Consider the following 22260-nt stretch of genomic DNA (forward strand, 5'->3'; position numbering starts at 1 on the left):
TCCTGACAGCTAATGTCAGGGAAGTAATCATACTTGATGACTTTATTCATTCCGACAGAACTTCAATAAGTCTCTTCTTAAGGCTTATTGGCTCAGTAACTTGAATACTTTTACAGTACGATAAAAGTAAATAAGGTACATAAGTATGTATCATATTTTTTTCAAGAAGCGCCTGCTCCAACTCCTTTAAGAAAGATTCCATAGAGAGGGAACTTAATTGACTTATTACTTCAAGGCTGATTAAATGTTGGTTTATCTTTGTTTTCCTGCTCTTGATTTGAATATTTGCTTAGCTTTGAAATAGCCCTATTTAGTGCTTCATCTCCATAATATCCGGCTTCTTCTGCAAAAATAGCAACGTGAAATAAGTATTTAGAATCACTGTTTTCATTCTCATAAAATCGGTTTCTGGTAACTTATCCATCCGGTCCAAAAAGCGTTGTGTCAATATTTGCATTCATTTTCCCATGATAGTAAACGGCGCTCTCTGCTTTACTGGCATTGTCAGATTCTATCGAAATGGCTTCTGATGACGGCCAGCCGCTAGAAGCAATTCCAAGTCCGTTTATGTTTGGCGTAAAACATCTTCCGGTTCGGATTCAATTCAAATAAAAAAGCCCGTCAATAGACGGGCCTTCATGTATTTTACGGATTTGTCGACCATAAACCTGCAGTTTTAATAAAAATACGGGGATTCAATTTCAATTGAGCCACCATATATTCTGCCAAGTCTTCAGGCTGCATAACCTTTTCGGGATTGCCGTCCGTTAAATTCAAATCAATGGACATGTCACTCGCAACTGTGCTTGGCGTTAAAGCACTTACTCTGATATTATGTTTTCTCACTTCTTGCATGAGAGATTCCGTCAGTCCGAGAACTGCAAACTTAGAAGCGCTGTACGCACTTGTGGCAGGCGCTCCTTTTTGGCCGGCAGTAGAGGAAATATTAATAATATCCCCTGTTTTTCGTTCAATCATTTCAGGAAGAACAGCACGTGTCACATGATATACTCCCATCAGGTTCACTTGAATGATGTTTTCCCATTCATCAGGCGTCAGCTCTAAAAAGCCTCCGAATTTACTGATTCCGGCATTATTAATGAGGATATCAATAGAACCGAGTTCTTTTTTAATAGATGCCACCGCTTGCTCAGCCTCTGCTGCCTCTTTTACATCAGCAGTCGCATAAAAAGCCTTCACTCCAAGGGCTTTTACCTCTTCAGCAACCTTTTCCACATTGCCGGCAGTACGTCCGATCAACCCGATGTTAACTCCTTCTTTGGCAAGGGCAAGCGCTGTTGCGCGTCCGATTCCTCTGCCTCCGCCTGTGATAAGAGCCGTTTTGTTTTGTAAACTTTGCAATTGAAGCACCCTTTCTTTGTTTACATATGTACGATACCACATTATAAGCAGAACCTCAGCAATTCGCAAATAATGTGCCCACGGCTCTTCATATGGATTATTACCTTTCATTCAAGGGTAATAATAAAAATAATATAGTTGAAGAAAGGAGTGATGTGATGCTTATCGTATATGCAAGTATTGCACTTTTACTGATTTCCGTTATTTTTTTAGGGATTTCTGTTATGAATAGCAAGAAGAAAATGGATCCGATATTGGAGCATATCACCGTGATGATCGGCTCTATGCAAAAAGATGTAGAAGAATTGAAAACCAAAACGCAAAAGCTTTCTCATCACCAAGCTTTGATTCAGATTGATTTTCAGTACAAAAAAACGACATTTCAAAAAACGGCAGCTGAAATAAAAGAAGTTCCTCGTTCTGTAAATGAACTAAAAAATGCAAAAAAATCAAATACACTGTAATACAAAAAGCTATCCCATTGTTAGGTACACAATTTGACAATGAGATAGCTTTTTCTGACAGATCAGAACTGCTCAAAGACAGTGATCGCTAAACGACATTTCTTGACACACGAACCATTTACCTTCGGAAAGTGACACGTTTTTTTCAAATCAAGGGCAACCTGCCGTTTTTATTAAAACCCTTCCCAAGGAACATAAGTTCGTATATAATTATGTATAAGTGATATTAAACATGAAAAGGAGGAATTTTAAATGGCACATCTCGAATTACAGTTATTCGAATACAACAGATGGGCAAATCAACAAATTTTCAATCGGCTAAAAGAGCTTCCAAAGGATGTTTATCGTAAAAAAATTCAAAGTGTGTTTCCGTCTATAGCTCATGTTTTGGCTCATGTTTATCTTTCTGATCTTGGCTGGATAGAAGTATTTTCTGGTAAAAGTCTGAACCAATCACTGATGTTAGCTGAACAACTAAAAGAACAAACTCAGTTAAAAGAAATAGAAGAAATGGAAACGATGTTTTTTGAATTATCAGAACGATATAAATCGTTCCTTCATCAAGACGAACATATAGATAAACCTCTTGTTATTGAGAATCCTTCTGGCGACTTGAAAACTAGTGTGTCCGAACTAGTGCCCCATGTTGTGAATCACGGAACATATCACCGCGGTAATATTGCAGCTATGTTAAGACAAATTGGCTACGCTTCTGCCCCGACAGATTATGGTGTTTATTTATATTTAAAAACAAAGTGAGAGTAACTGAGGACCCCGTAACAAAACTTACATACCATCTCAGTCATAAAATAACTTATTTTTATGACAACAGCAAAATGATACGGGCTGCCGTACGCCTGTCAGCAGTTTCACTTTCCTTCAGTCCTATGTTTCAGAACGAGCTGAGAACCTCTCAAAGCATGTTCTTCTCATCCTGCTGGGCAAACTCCCAGCGGGATTTCGTCGCAAATCAGACATCTTTTAAGAGAGCAGACTCATCATTTTATTTCTTTACGTCCAAATAAAAAGATGCCCCCGTTAAAAGGGGCATCTTAACTCAAACTAAGACGCGTACTCCGGAGCCGCTTTTATAGCTTTTTCCTCAGGCACTTGAATGAATTTTGTCATAACAGCGCTAGCGAAATAGAGCGCAGCGAAGATCCATACAACTCCCTCCGCGCCGACAAGCCCGATAAACATCCAAGCCAGTGCCGGGCCGACAAACGCTGATAAGCCTGCAGCCAAATTCAAAACAGACATGGCAGCTCCCTTGTCTTTTCCAGCTACCGTCGGAACAATAGCGCCAATCGGCACATAGCCGGCGAGCAGTCCGCCCCAGATAAAGCCTACAATGCTGACGATAAGCAAGTTTCCGCTGAAGAGAACAGGTGTATAGTACAAAAGCACAGTGAAAATCCCGCAGCCGACTCCGCCGAACCAAATGACGGTATTTTTCCAGCCGAATTTATCACCGATTATTCCAAAAATAAGATTAAATAAAATATTGCCAAGAAAAATTGTTCCCCAAATTTGCAGCCAAACATTTGTTGATATGCCATGCTGGGCCATATGCATAGGTAGAAAAACCGGAAATCCGTAAGTGCCTATGCTGTTAATGATGCGGATGACTCCCCCTGTCAAAACACGAGGGTTTTTCACTAAAATCGTAACGCCTTTTAACAGCTCGTTTGCTGTATCTTCTTTGCTTACTTTTTTCTTTTCAAAGCGGTCACGGTTCATGACTAAGGCGAAAAACGCACCTAGGCATACCCAGAAAATAGAGCTCCAAAGCGTGTTAATGTAGCCAAACGCCTTAATGGCATAGCTTGAATACCAAGCTCCAAAGACAAACATCCCGCAACAATAGGCAATCCAGAACCAGCCGACCGCCGTGCTGAGTTTCTTTTGAGGCGTGCGGTAGATGACCCATGTCAGGAAAGAATAAGCAAACAGCGGGTATCCTAACCCTTTAATAACGTATGTGATATACATGACAGGCAGGTTTAATTGCTCGAATCCAAAGGCGATAAACCCGGCAGTTCCGATGATATAAAATAATAAGCCCATAAACATTGTACGTTTCGCGCCAAAGGCTTCAAGGCATACACCTGAAAACCATGAAGCGATGGCGAGCGAAATGCCGTACACCGTAAAAATAGATGCAGACTGCTGCACAGTGAGCCCGTTTTCAATCAAAAAAGGACTGAGCCAGCCCTGTTCAAGACCGTCTCCCATCATAAAGATAAGCACACCTAAAAATCCCCAGCCAAGCTGCTTTGGTATTCCGATTTTTTGTAACAAATCTGTTTCCTCCCATAGATGCTTAAGTAATGGATCGAATTAACTTATTAAAGTAAAGAAATGTATATAACCTTAAGGACGGCTGAACCTGTCTTTGGGCTTTATACCAGCACTCCTTTTTCAGAAGAGATGGAAAAATCAGAAAAAAAGTGCTGTGTTTTCTTCCATTCTTCATATAGATCAGTTTCTTCTTGAAAGTCAGTCGGCTCAATCACCTTGACCATATTTGAGAATGAATCTTTTATGCCGAGAGCTTGATTGCAAATGACTGCGGCTCCAACAACGGAGGCCTGACTGAAACCTTCTTTGACATATACTTTTTTCTGAAGCAGATTAGCAATATATTGGGTCAGGGCATCGCTTTGAAATCCTCCGCCGCACGCCCATACATAATCTCGGCTTGTGGCGCTTACCTCTGTTAAAATGTCGTAATTCCACTTAATCGAATACGCAATTTCTTTTAAAGCCGCCCGAACAAAATGCGCTCTTCTTAATTGAGATGAAAGCGGTGCATCAAATATAAAACCGCCTTTAGTAAGCGCGTTTTTCTCTGTCGATAAATATGATCCGAGAGCTGATACACAAACTCTGTCTTCCTGAGAAAGCAAAGAGATTTCTTTTTCAATGACGTCATATCCTTCATTAGGATAGAAAATGGTTTTTAATTTTTGATAATTCAGTCCGGTGATTCCGGGATTCGTTTCAACAAGCCACTGCCCCTTATCCGTATGACAATTCAGCCAGACCTGCTTTTGCCCGTCTTCTTGAATGTCTTGGATGATTTTGATAATAGGAGTCGTTGTGCCTGATACAATGACGATATCTTCCGGCACGGCGTCCGTGCTCTTAACAGCCAGTTGTGTATCACCGCCCCCAGCAATGACAGGCACACTTCCCGAAAGCCCCCATTCATTTGCAAGCTGTGCATCAACCTCTCCAATTGCTGTGCCTGCTCTCACCAGCCTCGGCAAGATGGATGGTGAAAAGCCGAATATGCCGCACAGCTCTTCTGACCATATATTTTGATTTACATCAAAGAGAAGCGTTTCCGTTGCTTGCGACGGCTCGTATGTCAAGATCCCGGTCAGCTTATACGTTATCCAATCGCTGATGCTCGTAAATTGACTGACTTGTTTCCACAAAGAAGGTTGCCTTTGTTTTAACCCATAAAGCTTCAGTGCTGAAAAGAGCGCTGTCGGAAGCCGTCCGGTGCGGCGGTAAACCTCTTCTTTCAGCTCAATCTCTTCTTCCCACTCCCGTCCCCGATTGTCAATGTTAGGAAGCCCGAGGAATGATGTTCCTTTTTTATCAATCAGAACAATTCCCTGCCTTTGGCTGGTTGAAGTGATGCCAATAATGTCTATAGCTTTGCTATGAGCAAGAGCCCGCTTCGCTAAGCCTGACACTTGTTCCCATAATACCTGCGGAGAAAAATAACGGCTGTCCGGGTAAAGAGGCTCTGTTATATATTCAATATCCTCACGCTCAATTCGATGAACCTTACCTGAGACCCCGACAATCGCAACTCTTGCATTTCCTGTTCCGATATCAAATACGAGATATCCTTTTTGTCCATCCTCTTTAACCCTTGTTTTATAAAGGTTTCCTTTGTTTTTACCCAAATTCTCTCAACCTCCACTTAAATAAAAAGTAACGAAAAAGTAACAAACTATTTAACACTCAATAACACATACATATACTATTCTTACGTGTTTACTCAGCTTAATCTTGGACAGATAATACCACCATTAGATTGTTTATTCAATAGTTCCTCTAATTTTAATTTTAATTATTTTCAGTTTTCTTGAGTAACATTGATTCTGTTACCTTTTTAATTAAGACAGGACTTTAACTCCCCCGTTCTAACACCTGACATCGCAAAATGCGACTCTAGCAGGTGAATTTATTATAACTTGATTAGTGTTTGGGAGAATGTCAAAATGATATTTCGCTATGAAGTCCCGTTTCGTTACTCCATTGATAAACTTGCAAATTACGAGTCCATACTTGACTGAACAATTCGTGCACTCTATTTCCTTGAGAGACTTTTTAACCTCACGTAGCTCCCGAACCAACTGTCATTTCATCTACAGTTTTTAATTCCCCTGTTGATGGAATTTGGTAGTGTTTAGCCTATGCTATAATTTCACTTTCTTTTAAAATTCTTATTTTATTCAAAAGGCATCTGAAATTGAAAGATGCCTAATCGTCATTATCACTAATGTTGCAAACAACTCGTCCAGACTTAGCTTGTTGATTATAGTCCACTTCAAATCCATTCTTTTTATAAAAATAGATCAACCTATCATGGTGATCAAAATCAACAGGCGAAATCCAACCAGAAATTTTTAATTCGATTTCTTCAGCAATTTTTTTTAGCGTATTTACTGCAAGCGTTCCATGCCCTCTAGATACTTCATTTGAAAAAATGTCAACAATATAAATTTTATCCTCATCAACCTCGGTTAAAATTTTAACTAAAAATGAGTCATTTGTGATTGGATAATCTAAGTAATATACTTTTACATCAAGCCCCTTAATAATTCCATGCCGGAAAGAATAAAAAACAATTACATCTTTTTCATCCTTGTCCTTCGTAATTGCTTTAATTGTATTCCCATCATTTAATATAGTAATTATATTCTCAAGTGCATTTGTTTTCTGAAAAAGACACTCTTCCAAAGTAGCTTGGATATTTGTTAATTCTTGAATGCGATTATTTAATAATTGGTTCTCTGTTTTAAGTTTTTTTGAAAACAAACAAGGTCTCTCCTCTTTTTCTTATCAAATAAAACAATTATTTTATTTTTAACCTTTAAAAATTTTCATTTTCTTCTCTTGTTAGTTGTACTTGTATCTCATTAAGAGTTGAAATACAGTCATCTACCATTTTTTGCAATGTTGTTGCTATGACTAGACTATCAAGGTTAGGTTCTAATAAAACAAGACTTGTAGTAATCTGACTTAGTGATATACCTGTAAGTTGTCCAGGTAAAGATAAACCATAGTTTGATCCTCCAAAAAGATAAAAGGATTGTTGATTCACAGTAGATACCATAGAAAGACTTTGAAATATTCCTTTTGGGCTAGCGTGAATTTGATAATTGGCTTGCTTATAGTAGGGAGTTAATCGGCCTATCCCAACAAGTTTTTCAAAATCTGAAAAATATAGAGGTCTGTTATTTATATTAGAAAACAAAGGTCTAGCCCAATTATTTGGTTTTTCAAATTCTTTACCGTATTTCTTTAAAATACTTTCTTTTTTTGCTTTATATTCTTTTTCTTCTTCTTGTGTAATTGGATTTAAATTAAGAACATTAGTTGCTTTTTTATATGTATAGATTTCTTTAATTCTTTCTATTTCACTATAATCAAGAAATCTACTTACCAAATCATGAGTAAATTCTATATCCTTAAATTTATAGGATAAGGCTTTGAAAATAACATTTAATTCATGTAGACTTCTCCACCTAGCCATAGCACCATCTGAATAACCTGATTTTAACAAAACCAAAACTTCTTTACCGGCTTGTATACTTTTGGAATGCAATTTAAAAAGAACACTTAAAATCAGTTTGCTTTTTTCATCAACATGCTCTTTTTCATGATGCCTATCAAGCAAATCTATTGATATTTCTTCACAGACCTTTATAATACCTTGTAATATTAAAAATCCTTCATACCAACGTTGATGTAAACGTGATTTAAATTCATTTGCAATATCTTCTTCTTCAGAATACATTCTAGCCATATCGGCTTTTAAACTTTCATATACATGTTTAGAAATACTTGATGGAGCCTCTTTAGTAAGATCAATAATTCTTTTGTTTAGTTTTTCTTTATCTAATTCCTTTCCTTTTTCATCCTCTTCTTTTAAAATTTTCATTATTGCTTCATCGAGCATTTTTTGATAAGTATCCATATTTTTTCACCCCGAAATCAAAAGTTTCTTGGTATTGTAAATTACCTTACCCATTAGGTATGCTTTAAATAAAAGGATTCTTTTATCTAAAAAGCCTTGAATACCGAATTAAAGAAAAACACCAAAATAATGATTGCTAGTACAATAACAACCTCAAAAGTATGTGAACTTGCATCTTCTTTTTCTCGTTCAGTCTTCTCCCGCATTTGTTCTCTGTATTTTCTTTGTATTTCATCCTTTTTCTTATCCATCTTACTCGATCCCTTTCAAAGGTAAAGCCAAGCAACTGTGAATTTTGATTATTTGTGACTAATTTAATTAATTATTTAATGGCGCCGTTATTTTTTAAATTACTCATGAGCTGGGGATTATCATTTTCAACTTCATAAAAGAACACTTCATCAACGTGATTTTCAATATCCCAATTTTTTATACTCCATTCATTCCTTGTAATTAATATTATTTTATTTGATTCCATATTTTTAACATCATCCAAAAAGTTGACATACCTTTTTGAGTTATCTAGTACAGTTTGAACAGGATAAAATAAAGTGAAAGTACCTTCATTGCCTGTTGGGTTTGATTTTGTATTGCTCACGTAACTATTTATTCTGACATCCATTCTCCCTAATTTATAGGTAGTTGTAGATTTAACAACTCTAGGTAAAAATTCTTGTTCAAAATCAAAAGCTTCATTTATAAAAGATGATATATCGGACATAGAATTGGTTCTTATAATGCCCTTTTTAAATACTTTATTCAAACAAGATAGTACTACCTTTACCTTTGCATTGTGATCGTATCCTCTAACTAATAATATTCTCTTCGTTTTATCCTCCAAAAAATTCAACACTTTTTCAATCGCTTTTTCCATATCACTCATGATGATGTCCCCCAAAAAATAAAATGATTATTTTATTACTATTATACTACAATTTTCCATGGTCACGCTAAACAAAAAGCAGCCTATTTAGAACTGCTCCTTAGTTTTTCTTCTTTTAACTTTTTGTTTAGTTTGAAGCCAATTAAGACATTGACAATAGCTGCTGGAAGATATAAAACCCCTGCGCCTATTATTCCTAATGCAGTACTTAAGCTCACAATAAATGTCTGCATTTCTGTGTTTCTTGACTTAAAGCAAAGTAATACTAGGAGTCCAGCTAATACCCCCATAAGCCGTGCAATACCTGGAATAAAGAAATCTGTTAGGACTCCAAATAATTGCCCTATAATTGATAGCGTAATCCCCAAAAAGCTGGACAATAAAACAAAATTTTTAATGACTTGTCACCCCTTTTCAAAGCCGCTTCCATTCAACATATTCAAACCGTTTCTGATACAAGTCTTCAATTATAGTAGCCCATTCAATCCATCCTTCAGCAACAATACTTTTCTTTTCCCCGTCCTCAATCCACTCAACCCAATACACCTGAACACCCCTTACCGTTTCACTACTTGAATTTCCCTTACTTCACATTGCACATTACATTTCGTTTTAAGCTCACTTGCTACCTCAATGACCTCTAACATTGTTTGCATTTTAGAAGCTCCATAAAGGTCATTAGAGGTTAAATAACCGCTCTCATCTAACTTAAATGATTTGAAGTATTCGTTGTTTTCAAATTGCAGCACATAAAAATAATCAAGCAAAGGCATAAATCAACCTCTTCTAAATAATTTTGTAATTCTCAATGCTAATGGCAGCAAACCAATTAACATAAAAAAGGCAATAACATTAAGCTTATTTTTGAAGAACAGACTGGCCAAATTCCTTTCCATGCCTGCTGCTGTTTCTTTATCCATGAGTTCTTTAAACTCTTCATCATAGTACCTGATCAACAAAAATAAACTTAATGCCGGTCAATAATCCAACTCCAAGCCAGATAATTAAAATAAGCTAAACCAATCATTGTTTCCCTCCCTATATCGAACGAAATTTGCTATTCTTGAATATGTTGAATAAATTATGTAGGTGATCTTGTGGAAGAGAAATGCGAAACAAATGGGTATGACAATCGTTAATGATTACAAAGAATATCCTGATGTAAAATACGGCCGCTGTGACAATTGTGATTACACTTTGTTCAAAAGCTCTGTGATGAGTGACATATTCTTACGCGAGTGTCGGCGATGTGGAATAAAAAAGAGCATTTAGAATAATGCTCTGTATATGTTTGTTTAAATCATTCCATTAGGAAATAACTGTTGTACATAGTTTTTAATTATCAAAACACATCAAAAAAGGGATCGTGTACAAATTATCAACAATAGGCAAAAAATTTAAAATAAATTCATTATTATCAATATATTGACAATTTGTTTTAACTATATATACTATCTATTAGACACCCTTACAAATATCAATTAATCACACAGAAGAAAGGAGAAAAACCCTAATATTAACCATAAAAGAATATCAAAGGGAGGAATGAATATGACTTCTTATACGCATAATCATAAGATCAAAAAAGCCAAATTTTCTCTAGAGTTAAAGTCAAGGCTCAGGGAACTGCACATAAGAAATAATTGGTACAACTTTTTTTCTCTTGGATATGATTGGTCTTTAATTATAGCAAGTATTTTCATAACAAAGCTATTCCCTTCTTGGTGGATGTATATTTTAAGTATCATAATTATTGGTAGTAGAATGAGAGCTTTTGATAATTTAATGCATGAAGCTAGTCATGCTTTATTATTCAAAAATCGTTTTTTAAATAAATGGATGGCATGCTTTTTTGCAGCTTTTCCAGTTTTCACTTCTTATACAGCCTATTGTAATTCCCATTATCAACATCATCGGCATTTATGGGATATCAATAAAGATCCGGATACTAAAAGATATGCTTTAATTGGGCTCGACAAACCTCAAAGTAGTATTAAAAAATTTATCATAAAACATATTTTAAAACCACTTACACTAACTCACGTTCCTAAATATATTTATGGAACAATTAGAGTCAATATTTTTTCAAAAGAAGAGCCTTATTCTGAAAGAATTATAAAGTTTACTTTTTGGTTATCAATTGTTATATGTAGTATTGTTTTTGGCTTTTGGAAGGAATTAATTCTTTTTTGGTTTGTCCCACTACTTACTACGTTTCAAATAATAAGATATTGGGCAGAGATGGCTGAACATTCAGGATTAAAAAATGAGAACGAACTACATGCAAGCAGAAATACATTTGGCAACCCTGTGCAAATATTCTTTTTACACCCACATCATGATAATTACCATTTGATACATCATTTGTTTCCAGCCATTCCTCACTATAACTTAAAAAAAGCACATGTAATATTAATGGAAGATCCAGAATATAAAGAAGCACACCATTGCACAGGATTTTTCAAATCTTTTTTACCAGGGTTTTATAGCGTAATTGAAGATATATGTGGCCACTATTTAATAAACAGAAAGTAAATAAATGAGAGAATAGGAGCGTAAATATTTTGCTAGCAGCGTTACTAAATGGAATTATATTAGCTTTTGGTTTAATCCTTCCCCTTGGTGCTCAAAATGTTTTTGTTTTTAACCAAGGGGTATCCCAATTAAAATTCAGAAACGCATTGCCCGTAATCATTACAGCATCTCTTTGCGATACATTCCTAATATTATTTGCAGTTTTAGGTGTATCTTTAATTGTTTTGACCATACCAATTTTAAAAACAATAATATTCAGTGTAGGATTGATTTTTTTAATTTACATGGGCTGGTCTATTTGGAAAAGTGATTCAGCAAACTTAAGCAAAAAAGAATCAGCAATGCCAATGAAAAAACAAATTATGTTTGCTCTTTCAGTGTCCTTATTAAACCCTCACGCAATTATTGATACAGTTGGTGTTATTGGAACCAACTCATTGAGTTATTCGGGCTCAGAAAAAATAGCATTCACTGCAGCCTGTATAATTGTTTCTTGGATTTGGTTTTTTAGTCTTGCTATACTTGGACGTATAATAGGCAATATTGATTCTGATGGGAAATTTTTAAGAATTATAAATAAGGTATCTGCAGTAATCATTTGGGCAGTAGCAGTTTACATAACAATTCAGTTAGTTCAATCATTTTAAATAACAAAACTATATTTCTCTTTTAAGACTCTATCCCCTTCTTTTAGAAGGGGATAGAGTCTTAAAATCGTAGTTTTATTCAGTTACTAATTACTTTCAAATAAAATTTTAATTCTGTGTTGCAACATTCGATCTTGGTAATTACCCGCTTCATTTTTAACAGTATGTACAAAGTTATCAAAATACCCCTCAATTCCCCAATGCTTATCGATGTTAAATATGAGTAATTTACTTAAAATACACCAATCCCAGTGTTCTTGGGTTATTTTACCCTTAGGCAAAGGGAAAAAGAAATGGTTATCCTCTATCTTGCGCTTTAAATTTTTTCTTACCTCCTCGTGATTTATAGAAATAATTGAGTCCATGAGATTTTTTAAATAGTTATTAGAACCGAACATTTTACTTGTAAAACAATCATTTATTTTATCTGCTAATTTATTATAATATTCGCAAACTATTTCATGATTAATCGATTGGATTATATCTTTAACCTCTTGGCTTTGTAGGGTATACTGTGATAAAGAAATATCATTTTCAAAAATGTTATTTTCTATGTCTACATGTTTTGCAATATTAGGCTTAATCTTCCGAAGTAACTCTTCTTTGTCTAGGTCAATATCAATAGACAAAATTTCTGACCATGTCACTCCATTAGTAATTGCTTGAATTATATTTCCAATTGTTTCTTCACCAGTGAGTTCCTCAAAAAACTTTTTTGATTCTTCAATCACATTAACAATCTCTTCTTCTGATGAAAGGTGATTTATGGGTTGGTAATTAAAATTATTAATAAAATCTATCTCATTTATGATGTTTACCGTGTTATATTCCCCAGTCTCATACCAACGTTTAATGTGGAATAATACACTTCTACTCATGGCATTATCCAATGAGTTCTTCATTATATAGGCACACATATAATCTACTTTTGCACTTTCATTTTCTGAAAACTTTCTGATTTTCTCATCCACTAGGATCATTTCACCGTTATGTTCAACATTAAATACAATTGTAGCAAAACACATTCGAAAAACATCTTCTTTAGTAAACTTGTCACTAAACACCTCATAGCCCAATGTATTTATTACTTCTAAAATTAATAGTTTAATCTTCTGGAATGTTCTTAAATTTTTAAAAGACAAAAATCCCGTAAGATTGTTAAGGGTTTTCCATACTTCCTCACCGAGAATTTCCGCAGGAGCATTGTCTGAGTATCTTTCAATTAAATACGTTCGATCAATTGCTTTTTCTTTGTAATCAGAGAATATTCTTTTATTTTCAGTGTCAAAATATTTTGTTGCTGCAATTAGAACAGTTTTAATTCCTCTAATTTTCGACAGGCTGTCCATTAAACCGAATATTTCTTTAATTCCAAGTGCTTCATGTTTTCTTTCTAAATCATCAAAAATAATGATATATGTGTCCTTTTGACTTAACTCTTTTTCCATAGCATTATAAATATCGCCAAGTAAAGGAATGGATAGAGAAAATCCGTAAATAGAAAAGTCTATTTTATTTAATTTTTCTGCTACATCCCTATACCCTTTTTTAATTTTGCCACCGATATCATCATTTGCTATTAGCTTAAAGTAGATTTCTTGGATTATGGTTTTGATATCTTTTTGTCCAAATAGGGATATGTAACAGCTTTTATCATATTCTTTTGTAAAATCTTCGGCATACTTTGTTTTACCAATTCCCCACTCACCATCTATTAGCACTCTTTCATAGGAAGATTGACCAAACTGCTCTAAAACACCTGCTATTTCATTCGCTTTCATTTTTCTCCCACCCCAGTTATTTAAGAATTATTTTTTTAATTAAGAAGTCAGATAAAAGAATTTTATTTAATTTACACTCTCACGATACTTATCTAAACTCCATTTAAGCTAAGAATTCATACCATGCAGATGGTGAGAGTTAAATTTTCGTGTATGAAGCACCAAACCTTCTTTTTCACCAACTCAAAATTCAACAATTTAAGAAATATAAATTCTTTCTTTCCCCACTATCCTTTTAACGTGTTCTTTTAATACGAATAATTTTGATGATTCTAAGCAATTAACTTGATCATCCATAATATAAGCTTCGGACAACCATTCAGGCACATATCCTAAATGTTGTTTGCCCAAAACTAATCTTTTTAAAGCTAAATTAATTTTCATCTGAACCCAATAGAGATTGGAATAAGTTCCAAGGTACTTATTGAAACTATATTTTTCACCCTCATGCTCAATAACTTCAGTATATTGGTTTACATAACAATCTTCTTTTCCAGTGTGAGGAGTGTTTCGCACCCATATAGTTTGGTTCTCAACTTTCAAAAAAGAGATATTCTTTTTATGATTCTTTCGCATAACCAGTGCACCTTTTTTCAATAGTTGCTCATCATACTCCTCCAGAAAAACAAAGCATCCTTTCCACTTTCATTATAAAATATTAATCTAAAAAAAGCCCAAATTTGGACTTTCTTGTTAATACCATTCTCCTTTTGCGATTAAAAATACTTTACCACCTACAAGGATTTGAATGGAATTTTGGGAATTTTCAGCTTGTATATTTAAAATAGATGGTCTTCCCATTTGGAATCCTTGTTCAACTCTGTACGCTATATTTTTACTTTCAAAAAAGTTATGTGCGATAAGGTATCCAGCAAGATTTCCGTTTGCACTTCCAGTCGCAGGATCTTCAGGGAATCCTGTGTCATCTAAAAATACTCTTACATTTAAATCATTTTCTTTTAGTTTGGTTTCAGGAGAAAAGACAAGGATATTTGCTTTTATAACGTTATCAATGAAATTTTGATAATTATTATGATTGATCTTGCAACGATTTACAGCATCCAATGAACAAAGAGGAACAATTACTGCTGGTAATCCAGTTGATACAATTTGAATTGGAAAACGGGAATCAATATCTTCATTTGATATCTGTAATATTTCGGTGAAAATATCTTGATCAGGAATAATCGTTCCTAATTCGGGTGGGTTTTGCTTCATTATTAATTGTTCACCTTCAATGTTTACAGGTATTTGTCCTACTTTAAGGTTTAGAGTTATTTGTTTACTTTCATTATTTTCTAAAACTTTCTGAATGATAAATGCTGTTCCTAATGTTGGATGACCAGCAAAAGGAACCTCAACATCAGGAGTAAATATTCGAACATCGTATCCTCCGTTGTCTTGTTTGCCAGATAAAATAAATGTTGTTTCATTAAAGTTGATCTCTCTTGCAATCTTTTGCATTTCTTCAGTAGATATTGTTCTCGAGGGAATAAGTACAGCTAATTGGTTACCTTGATATTTTTCTTCTGTGAATACATCAACAATATAAAAATCCATAAATATTACAACTCCTAATTTTAAATTTTAGAATATTTTATCATTACTTATTCAACTAACGGGTGCGTTTTTTAAGAGGGTCCTTACATATTAGACATATATAATATGTAAGGACCCTTATTTTATCTATATTATTTTAAATTTAGTCTTGATAAATAACGAAGTAACAAGCAAGTTTCCTGAGGTTTTGGACTTAGATATACCAGATGGAACAGTACTCGATGGTGAAGTCATTGTATCTGCACTAGGCGGTGTTCCTGACTTTGAAGCTGTAATGGAACGTTTCATGTCTAGTAAATCAGCTCACAAGATTGTTTATTGTGTTTTTGATGTTATCTACAAAGACGGTCAGTCAATCGCAGCTAAGCCGCTTTCAGAGCGTAAGACAGTTCTAAATTCACTTGAACTAAATCATCCTAACGTTTTTGTTATCGAAGGAATTCAAGGTAACGGACTAGCTTACTTTGACTTGGCTAAAGAAAAGAACTTAGAGGGAATCGTACTCAAGAAAGCTGACTACCCTTATGAAATCAATAAACGGTCACACAATTGGCTGAAAGTGATCAATTATGATTACACTGAAGTTCTCATAACCGGCTATACCAAAAAGGATATAAAATTCCTTCTGTGTTATCCTGATGGAACTGCAGCTGGATTTATGGAATTCATGCCACATACAGAACGTAGTAAGTTTCATTCTATGAAACAAGTAAAGTCTGAATCTGATGATTACGTATTTATTGAGCCTATATTATGTAAGGTTAAACACAGATTTAAGACTAAGCACGGTAAACTCCGCATTCCTTCCTTCGAATCCTGGAGAGTCTAATCTCTCCGTTACATAACTCCTTAGTGCCAAGCCATTAAATATAAATTGAATATTTAGTACATGATTCAATTAGTTTATGTGAATCCCTCGAAAAAGAACTACATCAGGCAGATGATACAACTAAAAAAGTCTCCTCCTGATGAAGTTCATTGATTGAAAATGAACTAATAGCAATGGAATCCCGTGTCAGTCCAATTCCCTAATCCTTGATAAATATATTCACGTCTTTCAGGATCAAAATAAATAACATAAGGTTGAGTTATAACTTTACCTGCACTGCAAAACATATAATATCCATCAGGCTTTATATAATCATCAGCGTAACCTTTATTTTGATACATTAATATTACTCCCCTTTAAACTTTCTCAATCCCAACATATGGATATAAGCATGTACTTGATACTTGTTCTTTTTAATTAATTTAATTCCACCTAGAATTAAGCGCTAAAGGGTTTAAATAAAATAAATATTTTATTTAACCCTAATCATTTCATTCTTACCTTTAGTTCAAGTGTACTAATTGCTTCGTGAACTTCTTCATAAGATCCAAAAAACACTAAAGCCATTTTCCGTTTCACAACATCATATCTATGTAAATTTGGTTAAATCTCCATTGACAGGGCATCTATCTTTTTCTACTGCCCACAGTTCCTTTGTTTGATTATTTCTGTTTAATTTGAAAGTCCGTAGCTGAAGTTTGAACAAATTTTCATTTTCATCATACTCTCGGAGCTTATCATTTACAGTAGCGAGTTTATTTAATCATTACATCATCCTCTTCTTCTGTTAATCCGTAATCGGCAAGCCTGATTAAATAATCTTCTCCGTTCTTGTTTGGTCAATTCTTTTCCCCCTTTAATTCCACATCGATAACTACCTCATCTGAAACTGTTTGTGATTCCCTTTCATTAAAGCCATACAGCAATTTTCCACCATTTCCGAAACCTTTCGCCTCTATCCTTCTTGCAGTCCTCAGCCACTGTTTTGATGAAAGAAGTTAGATTAAATGAATTTAAAAAAACACACAAAACCCATATATATGGTAATTAATTCACTATTTTGCACAACTCAGATACCTTATAATGTAATTGTAAGTAAATAAAGGAAATGAGGGATATTTATGAGTTACGGAAAAATTTTAACAGGTATTGCATTATCTGTAGGTTTACTTGTTTCAGGTTCTCCAGCATTTGCTGCAAATACAAGCTCAAATGCAGAGAAAATCAATGTTGCGAGTGATGATTTTAAAGCTCAAGTGTACACATGGGATATAACTAATACTACTGGTATTTTTGACAACACATTTGAGAAAGATGGAATCCAATGGTATTTGAAAGGAATTACAAAAAATTCAGATGGAACTTGGACTGCTCATTATGAAGGCAGACGGATATAAAATAAAATTGGGGGCTTTTAGCTCCCTTTTTTAACTCAGAGAATTTCTTTGTTGAACTTATCCTGATGTATGATTATTGTCCCTAATTCTCTCTAAATAAACTAACCTTTTGTTGTGTCCTAACAATCCACATATTCGTAATAATGATCGCAATCATATCTTTTCCAGACGATGTCGCTAAGGCTGTCTACGATTTCATTCATGACTGTCTTTTCAATAGTTGATGGACGATGAAAAACAAAGGAAATTCTTGTAACTGTGAACTGCCTTAGAACTGGAACCTTAATTTTTTTATTTCAACTTTTATCCCATTATCAAGCAACTTTTTTCGAATCTTTTTTCCTTTGATTAGATTAGTTAATGAATTGGGATTAATGAAGATATCTTGATCTTCAACGCTTTGGATAACAGACACAAATCACTCCTCCTTATTTATTTTCTAATTAAAAACTATCTTTTATTTAGACTTAATGGCATGAAGTCTTCTTTATAAAACTCTTCCCATTCAGCAATTAAGTTTCTATAATAGTTTTGGTTGTCATCGTTTGGCATGGATTTAATATTGTCAAAACCATTAATATCAACATCTAGCTCTGCTGTCACTAGTCCCTGGTAAAACTTCTTGTAATTATTTCTAACTGTTTTGAAAAATTCAATATCAAAGAAGTCCTCATATTCAGTTGCTCCACTCCAAAAATCATAGGATGACTCAACACGATAATTAAAAGCAACGAAGACCAGCTCATCTTTTACTTCTTTTGATATTTGCTCCATTAATTGATTTAGTCCTTCACTGGCATCAAAATCTACAGTTTCTAATCGGAAGTCAATCCAGTTCACAGTTTCATCTTTTAACCTTCCTTCTCCATCTGAATTTACTTCAATTAATACATATCCGTCAGCCATAATTTCCTCCTAATTTGTTTAAAATCACGATTTTAAGTTAACTTTAAAGTGCATCATCTTGAAGAAATCCCCTTTAATTGGTAAACTCATACCTAACTTTACATGCGAGTGGGTGATGTCCTTGAATAAAACAATCGGAATTACTGGATTAATCATCAGCATAGTTGTGCAATCATTTTCAGCCAATGAATCGCTATCCCACAAGCTGCTACCGCTTTGTTATTTGCATCAATAATGGTTTATAATTTTGAACATGCTAAGGACTATTCTAAAAAGTCACTTGCAATTTTAGGAGTTTCCTTTATTGTTCTTATGCTAGGAATTTATCAGCTCCTCTCTTTTACCAGTGATTACTTTGAAAAGCTTAATGTGAATTTTGGATTTATCCTCTTATTTGAAATAGCATTGATTATTGCATTGGTAACGATTGCTGTAAACGTAATGAAGTACATTGCGAATCGGTTAAGGAAATCGGCCTAATGGTTAAGAGTCATAGCTCTTTGCCTTTTTTATGTTAAACGCTTCTTTCTGTGAGGCCTGTTATGTATGAAATCAAATGATATCAACTTTCCCTAATTCCTTCTCTTCTGTTACGCTGAGAGTAATAACAATCATTTAGCCATATTTTGATCCCTCATTGATCTCGACTGATTAATCCTTATATGCAATAAAAGTACTGAGATCACATCATTGATTTGATTGCTGTATAAATTTCGTCTAAAATTAAAGTTTCCATATGTTAAAAAAACGATGGATGCTCTATCTTCATTATTAAAGATAAGATTGAATATATGTAGTACTTCACTCAGAACATTTTTTTATTAAGGATAAAATAAGAGTTCGTTTTAAGTTTTCCTGTTATGATAACGATCAAAAACAGAGTTATCTGTCTCAATTCAAGCCAGAAGTTATTGTGCTTTTTTAAAAATTATTCTTGATTTTCACTTTTATATATGCAATCTTAAAACATTCGATCATAACCATTATATGTAACTGAAATGCAGGTATAAGAGCTATTATATAGAGATTTCACTACCAATATATAGGGGGTCTATTAACATCCAAATATTCAAAAACAAGAACAAACGTGCCCATAGCACCTCTATTTCCACACCCTATCCAAATTTTCTTTTTCATAATTTTTCCTCAAAATCACCCTATTTAACATCGTAATCGCTATCGTAAAAGCCTATAATATCAATGTTTTTCCCTCTTCAAATCTCTTCTTATTCATCAATATTTGCTTAAAATGCCCCCTTTCCCCTACTCCCGCTTATGTTTTACGATCATTTGCCCCCTATTCACTATTTAAAGTATCAAAACCCTTATGTTTACTGACTTTTTTAGTTCTTTATAAATTTTTACGATACGCATGTTATACGTGTACTATATACGACTTGACCGTATTTGGTGACAATTTGACAGAGAAATTTAATGCACTTCTAACGTTTTTGACTGCTATGGGAATTGTAGTTGATCCAACTACTACAGGCATTTCTGACAGTCATCAAGCAATGGAATATACAGAACCTAAATAATTCGGGGAGTTCACCTCCCCTTTTTTCGATTTTGAACATGAAAGGAATGGTTACGTGAGTGTACAAATAGGATCAGGTTATATCGGCAGCTCAAACCTCGAAAAATCAACACCAAATCAAGAGGTAATCCCCTCCCCACCACCTACTTGGACAATGAAATATTCTCTTTACAAATTCAGTTTTTCAAATGATCAAGAGTGCCATGTATCAATCAATGGTATCAATCCTATTTATTTAAGAGCTGGGCAAGGATTTCAAATGGATGCTCAAGATTCACCTATCACTAGCTTTAAGATATCTGAAGCAGGGATAACATATAACTTTTTGGGGGCGCATAAATGAGTTTCTTTAATCCAATGGTAAATGTCTCGATAGTAACTGGTAAGTCTGCTTATGATATTGCAGTTGATAACGGATTTTCTGGAACTGAAGAAGAATGGTTGGCTTCGTTAAAAGGTGAAAAAAAGGCGATAAAGGTAGTACCGGAGCAATAGGTGCTAAAGGAGACAAAGGCGATACTGGTGCAACTGGATCCAAAGGTGCCACAGGTGCTGCCGGGAAAGATGGAAAAGATGGTTTATCTGCATACGAATTAGCTGTTCAACAAGGTTTCACTGGAACATTAGATGAATGGCTGGCTTCACTGAAAGCAACAGTTAATTAATTATATACCCTTCTCTGAATTGAGGAGGGTATTAACTCTTATATCAGTAATATCTGACTTTCACATGGTTGCCTATTATTCTGTGCTGGGTATGTTCGTCCTCCATATAGCGTAGCTTTCATTTAATTTGGAGTAAAAAATAGTCAGCAAATGGCTTATAATGTCTGAGAAAATACATCATTGGTGTAAAGACTTCATCCCCTCATCAATCCACTTATCGAAATCCGATATCACTATGTCAGAATGATAATAGGTTCCAAGCAATGGACAACTACCAATAATCCATCGATTTGTTACATTGTTATCCACCCGCTTTTGAACTTCTATATAACCCGAATAAAAATCATTTGACATTACAATGGGGTTTACACTATTTTTATTTCCTAAATCTGATAACTTCGATGCTTTTGCGACAGATGCTCCTATCCAGACTAAGTTGCTTATGCCAAAAGATTTTCTTCCAGCCTTTACAGCTAAAGTTACAGAAGCGTCGAGACCAATGCCTGCCTTAATTCTAGGTAGATCTCTCTCAGATAATAAATCATTTAACATGCGCATATAAGTATTTATATAAAAGGCTCTTTCAGCTAGATAGTATAGCTCCTCTCGTGTTGGAGCAGAGTATATAGCATATACACAATCTCCTCGTATACCTATCTCTTTCAGATTATCTCCGGTTTCTTTCCGCAGTATTTCTATAATTTCAGAAGTAAAGCTTCGAATTACCTTGGCTACATCTAAATCATTCTTACTAATAAACAACGTAGTTGAGTCTCTAAGATCAACAAAGATTGCTGCAGCCCAAGCTTTGTAGCCATTTGTATAAGTGAAGTTTTCATCTCTAGGGAACTTACTTACTTTAATTATCACACTTTTTTCATCCAGTATCTCTTCAACTTTGCTCTTTCTCTCTATGTAATCATATTTTCTTAACCTCATTGACTACCCCCCATATAAGCCCAGAAGAATCCAATTAATTATACAGTCACAGTGTTTGCAATATATAGACAAAAAATAGACATAACCCTTGTGCTTAGAAGCCTGAAGGGTTAGGCTCCTAGCATCACACCTGAGTAAGAGTCACAGTAAACGCACCCCTGGAAAATTCTAACATATTATGGAATCACATTTAAGATGTTGAACGCTTCAATCTCAACTTTTATTTATTTGTTTCATGTAATCGAATCCAGATTTAGTGATTCTCCATTTTATCTTTTCCTTGCCTTGAATCTGTAATTTTTCCCCATCGACCAACTGTTTTTTAGTCAGATATAACCTTACCGCTCGAATATAGCATTCGTATCTTTTTTCTGCTTTTGAGTTTACCAATATTGCTCTTTGTTCTGGTGTTAAACTTAATCTTTCTGCAACTTCATGATAGACATCATTAATGAAAGACCCATTCCTTCTATATAAGGTTTTGAGCAATTCCATTTGAAAATCTGAGAATGTCTGCAATCAACTAAAATAT

General features: G+C 34.5%; 24 protein-coding genes and 5 pseudogenes. 11 read left to right on the forward strand and 18 right to left on the reverse strand.

The window, feature by feature from the left end; genetic code table 11:
- Positions 1-46: 46 nt before the first annotated feature.
- A pseudogene (locus AAHT65_RS17175) lies at positions 47-401 on the reverse strand (hypothetical protein); the annotation flags it as partial.
- A gap of 244 nt (positions 402-645) precedes the next feature.
- Positions 646-1362: a 3-ketoacyl-ACP reductase gene (locus AAHT65_RS17180; RefSeq protein ID WP_003325840.1), complete on the reverse strand. Its 717-nt coding sequence runs from the start codon at positions 1360-1362 to the stop codon at positions 646-648.
- Between the two features lie 158 nt (positions 1363-1520).
- On the opposite strand from AAHT65_RS17180, the gene AAHT65_RS17185 reads away from it, so the two are divergent.
- Entirely contained in the window at positions 1521-1826 is a 306-nt protein-coding gene (locus AAHT65_RS17185) for a hypothetical protein (RefSeq protein WP_343310567.1), read from the forward strand.
- Between the two features lie 252 nt (positions 1827-2078).
- Positions 2079-2585, forward strand: a complete 507-nt coding sequence (locus AAHT65_RS17190) for a DinB family protein (protein WP_343310568.1) — start codon at positions 2079-2081, stop codon at positions 2583-2585.
- Positions 2586-2888: 303 nt separating this feature from the next.
- Here AAHT65_RS17190 and AAHT65_RS17195 read toward each other — a convergent pair whose 3' ends face one another.
- The 9 genes and pseudogenes from AAHT65_RS17195 to AAHT65_RS17235 form a co-directional block, all read right to left on the reverse strand.
- A complete protein-coding gene (locus AAHT65_RS17195; RefSeq protein WP_063637799.1) occupies positions 2889-4127 on the reverse strand; it encodes an RbtT/DalT/CsbX family MFS transporter in 1239 nt (412 codons plus the stop codon).
- 101 nt (positions 4128-4228) lie between these two features.
- Complete coding sequence (locus AAHT65_RS17200) at positions 4229-5749, reverse strand: FGGY-family carbohydrate kinase (protein ID WP_343310569.1); 1521 nt, start codon at positions 5747-5749, stop codon at positions 4229-4231.
- 580 nt (positions 5750-6329) lie between these two features.
- Positions 6330-6887, reverse strand: coding sequence for a hypothetical protein (locus AAHT65_RS17205; RefSeq protein WP_343310570.1), 558 nt, complete (start codon positions 6885-6887; stop codon positions 6330-6332).
- Positions 6888-6942: 55 nt separating this feature from the next.
- The gene (locus AAHT65_RS17210; protein ID WP_343310571.1) at positions 6943-8049 is read right to left on the reverse strand and encodes a DUF5677 domain-containing protein; all 1107 of its coding nucleotides are present in this window, start codon (positions 8047-8049) and stop codon (positions 6943-6945) included.
- Between the two features lie 86 nt (positions 8050-8135).
- A complete protein-coding gene (locus AAHT65_RS17215) occupies positions 8136-8300 on the reverse strand; it encodes a hypothetical protein (protein WP_268384236.1) in 165 nt (54 codons plus the stop codon).
- Between the two features lie 71 nt (positions 8301-8371).
- Positions 8372-8932 carry a hypothetical protein gene (locus tag AAHT65_RS17220; protein WP_343310572.1) on the reverse strand — a complete coding sequence of 187 codons (561 nt, stop codon included), beginning with the start codon at positions 8930-8932 and terminating at the stop codon, positions 8372-8374.
- A 414-nt stretch (positions 8933-9346) separates the two neighbouring features.
- Positions 9347-9478, reverse strand: coding sequence for a hypothetical protein (locus tag AAHT65_RS17225; protein ID WP_343310573.1), 132 nt, complete (start codon positions 9476-9478; stop codon positions 9347-9349).
- 11 nt (positions 9479-9489) lie between these two features.
- The gene (locus AAHT65_RS17230; RefSeq protein ID WP_268384239.1) at positions 9490-9705 is read right to left on the reverse strand and encodes a hypothetical protein; all 216 of its coding nucleotides are present in this window, start codon (positions 9703-9705) and stop codon (positions 9490-9492) included.
- Positions 9706-9708: 3 nt separating this feature from the next.
- Positions 9709-9959: pseudogene (locus AAHT65_RS17235) on the reverse strand (hypothetical protein).
- 70 nt (positions 9960-10029) lie between these two features.
- Between AAHT65_RS17235 and AAHT65_RS17240 the strand changes: the two are divergent.
- From AAHT65_RS17240 to AAHT65_RS17250, 3 genes and pseudogenes are all read left to right on the forward strand, one after another.
- A pseudogene (locus AAHT65_RS17240) lies at positions 10030-10204 on the forward strand (hypothetical protein).
- 279 nt (positions 10205-10483) lie between these two features.
- Positions 10484-11467 (forward strand): fatty acid desaturase family protein, encoded by a 984-nt coding sequence (locus AAHT65_RS17245; RefSeq protein ID WP_343310574.1) that lies wholly within the window; start codon positions 10484-10486, stop codon positions 11465-11467.
- 29 nt (positions 11468-11496) lie between these two features.
- Positions 11497-12114 carry a LysE/ArgO family amino acid transporter gene (locus tag AAHT65_RS17250; protein WP_088117334.1) on the forward strand — a complete coding sequence of 206 codons (618 nt, stop codon included), beginning with the start codon at positions 11497-11499 and terminating at the stop codon, positions 12112-12114.
- A gap of 86 nt (positions 12115-12200) precedes the next feature.
- Here the strand turns inward: AAHT65_RS17250 and AAHT65_RS17255 are convergent, their stop codons facing one another.
- The 3 genes from AAHT65_RS17255 to AAHT65_RS17265 form a co-directional block, all read right to left on the reverse strand.
- Positions 12201-13895, reverse strand: a complete 1695-nt coding sequence (locus AAHT65_RS17255) for a hypothetical protein (RefSeq protein ID WP_343310575.1) — start codon at positions 13893-13895, stop codon at positions 12201-12203.
- Positions 13896-14093: 198 nt separating this feature from the next.
- Positions 14094-14492 carry a hypothetical protein gene (locus AAHT65_RS17260; protein ID WP_343310576.1) on the reverse strand — a complete coding sequence of 133 codons (399 nt, stop codon included), beginning with the start codon at positions 14490-14492 and terminating at the stop codon, positions 14094-14096.
- Positions 14493-14588: 96 nt separating this feature from the next.
- A complete protein-coding gene (locus AAHT65_RS17265) occupies positions 14589-15455 on the reverse strand; it encodes a PhzF family phenazine biosynthesis protein (RefSeq protein ID WP_343310577.1) in 867 nt (288 codons plus the stop codon).
- A 154-nt stretch (positions 15456-15609) separates the two neighbouring features.
- On the opposite strand from AAHT65_RS17265, the pseudogene AAHT65_RS17270 reads away from it, so the two are divergent.
- Positions 15610-16284, forward strand: a pseudogene (locus AAHT65_RS17270) (ATP-dependent DNA ligase); the annotation flags it as partial.
- A gap of 164 nt (positions 16285-16448) precedes the next feature.
- Here AAHT65_RS17270 and AAHT65_RS17275 read toward each other — a convergent pair.
- Entirely contained in the window at positions 16449-16625 is a 177-nt protein-coding gene (locus AAHT65_RS17275) for a hypothetical protein (protein WP_155729083.1), read from the reverse strand.
- Between the two features lie 780 nt (positions 16626-17405).
- Here AAHT65_RS17275 and AAHT65_RS17280 point away from each other — a divergent pair.
- Positions 17406-17681 (forward strand): LCI fold-containing protein, encoded by a 276-nt coding sequence (locus AAHT65_RS17280; RefSeq protein WP_268536936.1) that lies wholly within the window; start codon positions 17406-17408, stop codon positions 17679-17681.
- A 450-nt stretch (positions 17682-18131) separates the two neighbouring features.
- On the opposite strand, the gene AAHT65_RS17285 is transcribed toward AAHT65_RS17280, so the two are convergent.
- Positions 18132-18587, reverse strand: a complete 456-nt coding sequence (locus AAHT65_RS17285) for a hypothetical protein (RefSeq protein WP_343310578.1) — start codon at positions 18585-18587, stop codon at positions 18132-18134.
- Positions 18588-18708: 121 nt separating this feature from the next.
- On the opposite strand from AAHT65_RS17285, the pseudogene AAHT65_RS17290 reads away from it, so the two are divergent.
- The 4 genes and pseudogenes from AAHT65_RS17290 (at position 18709) to AAHT65_RS17305 (ending at position 20619) form a co-directional block, all read left to right on the forward strand.
- A pseudogene (locus AAHT65_RS17290) lies at positions 18709-19067 on the forward strand (YoqO family protein).
- 854 nt (positions 19068-19921) lie between these two features.
- On the forward strand, positions 19922-20125 hold the full coding sequence (locus AAHT65_RS17295; RefSeq protein WP_088117338.1) for a phage holin: 204 nt from the start codon (positions 19922-19924) through the stop codon (positions 20123-20125).
- Between the two features lie 54 nt (positions 20126-20179).
- The gene (locus AAHT65_RS17300) at positions 20180-20467 is read left to right on the forward strand and encodes a hypothetical protein (RefSeq protein ID WP_061571661.1); all 288 of its coding nucleotides are present in this window, start codon (positions 20180-20182) and stop codon (positions 20465-20467) included.
- The gene (locus AAHT65_RS17305) at positions 20464-20619 is read left to right on the forward strand and encodes a hypothetical protein (RefSeq protein ID WP_343310579.1); all 156 of its coding nucleotides are present in this window, start codon (positions 20464-20466) and stop codon (positions 20617-20619) included. The genes AAHT65_RS17300 and AAHT65_RS17305 overlap by 4 nt, the downstream gene beginning before the upstream one ends.
- A 347-nt stretch (positions 20620-20966) precedes the next feature.
- On the opposite strand, the gene AAHT65_RS17310 is transcribed toward AAHT65_RS17305, so the two are convergent.
- Positions 20967-21728, reverse strand: a complete 762-nt coding sequence (locus tag AAHT65_RS17310) for an adenylate cyclase (RefSeq protein ID WP_343310580.1) — start codon at positions 21726-21728, stop codon at positions 20967-20969.
- 213 nt (positions 21729-21941) lie between these two features.
- On the reverse strand, positions 21942-22247 hold the full coding sequence (locus tag AAHT65_RS21705) for a winged helix-turn-helix domain-containing protein (protein ID WP_425524831.1): 306 nt from the start codon (positions 22245-22247) through the stop codon (positions 21942-21944).
- Positions 22248-22260 lie beyond the last annotated feature (13 nt).

It is taken from the genome of Bacillus atrophaeus, from assembly GCF_039519175.1.
In the GTDB taxonomy this organism is placed as follows: domain Bacteria; phylum Bacillota; class Bacilli; order Bacillales; family Bacillaceae; genus Bacillus; species Bacillus atrophaeus.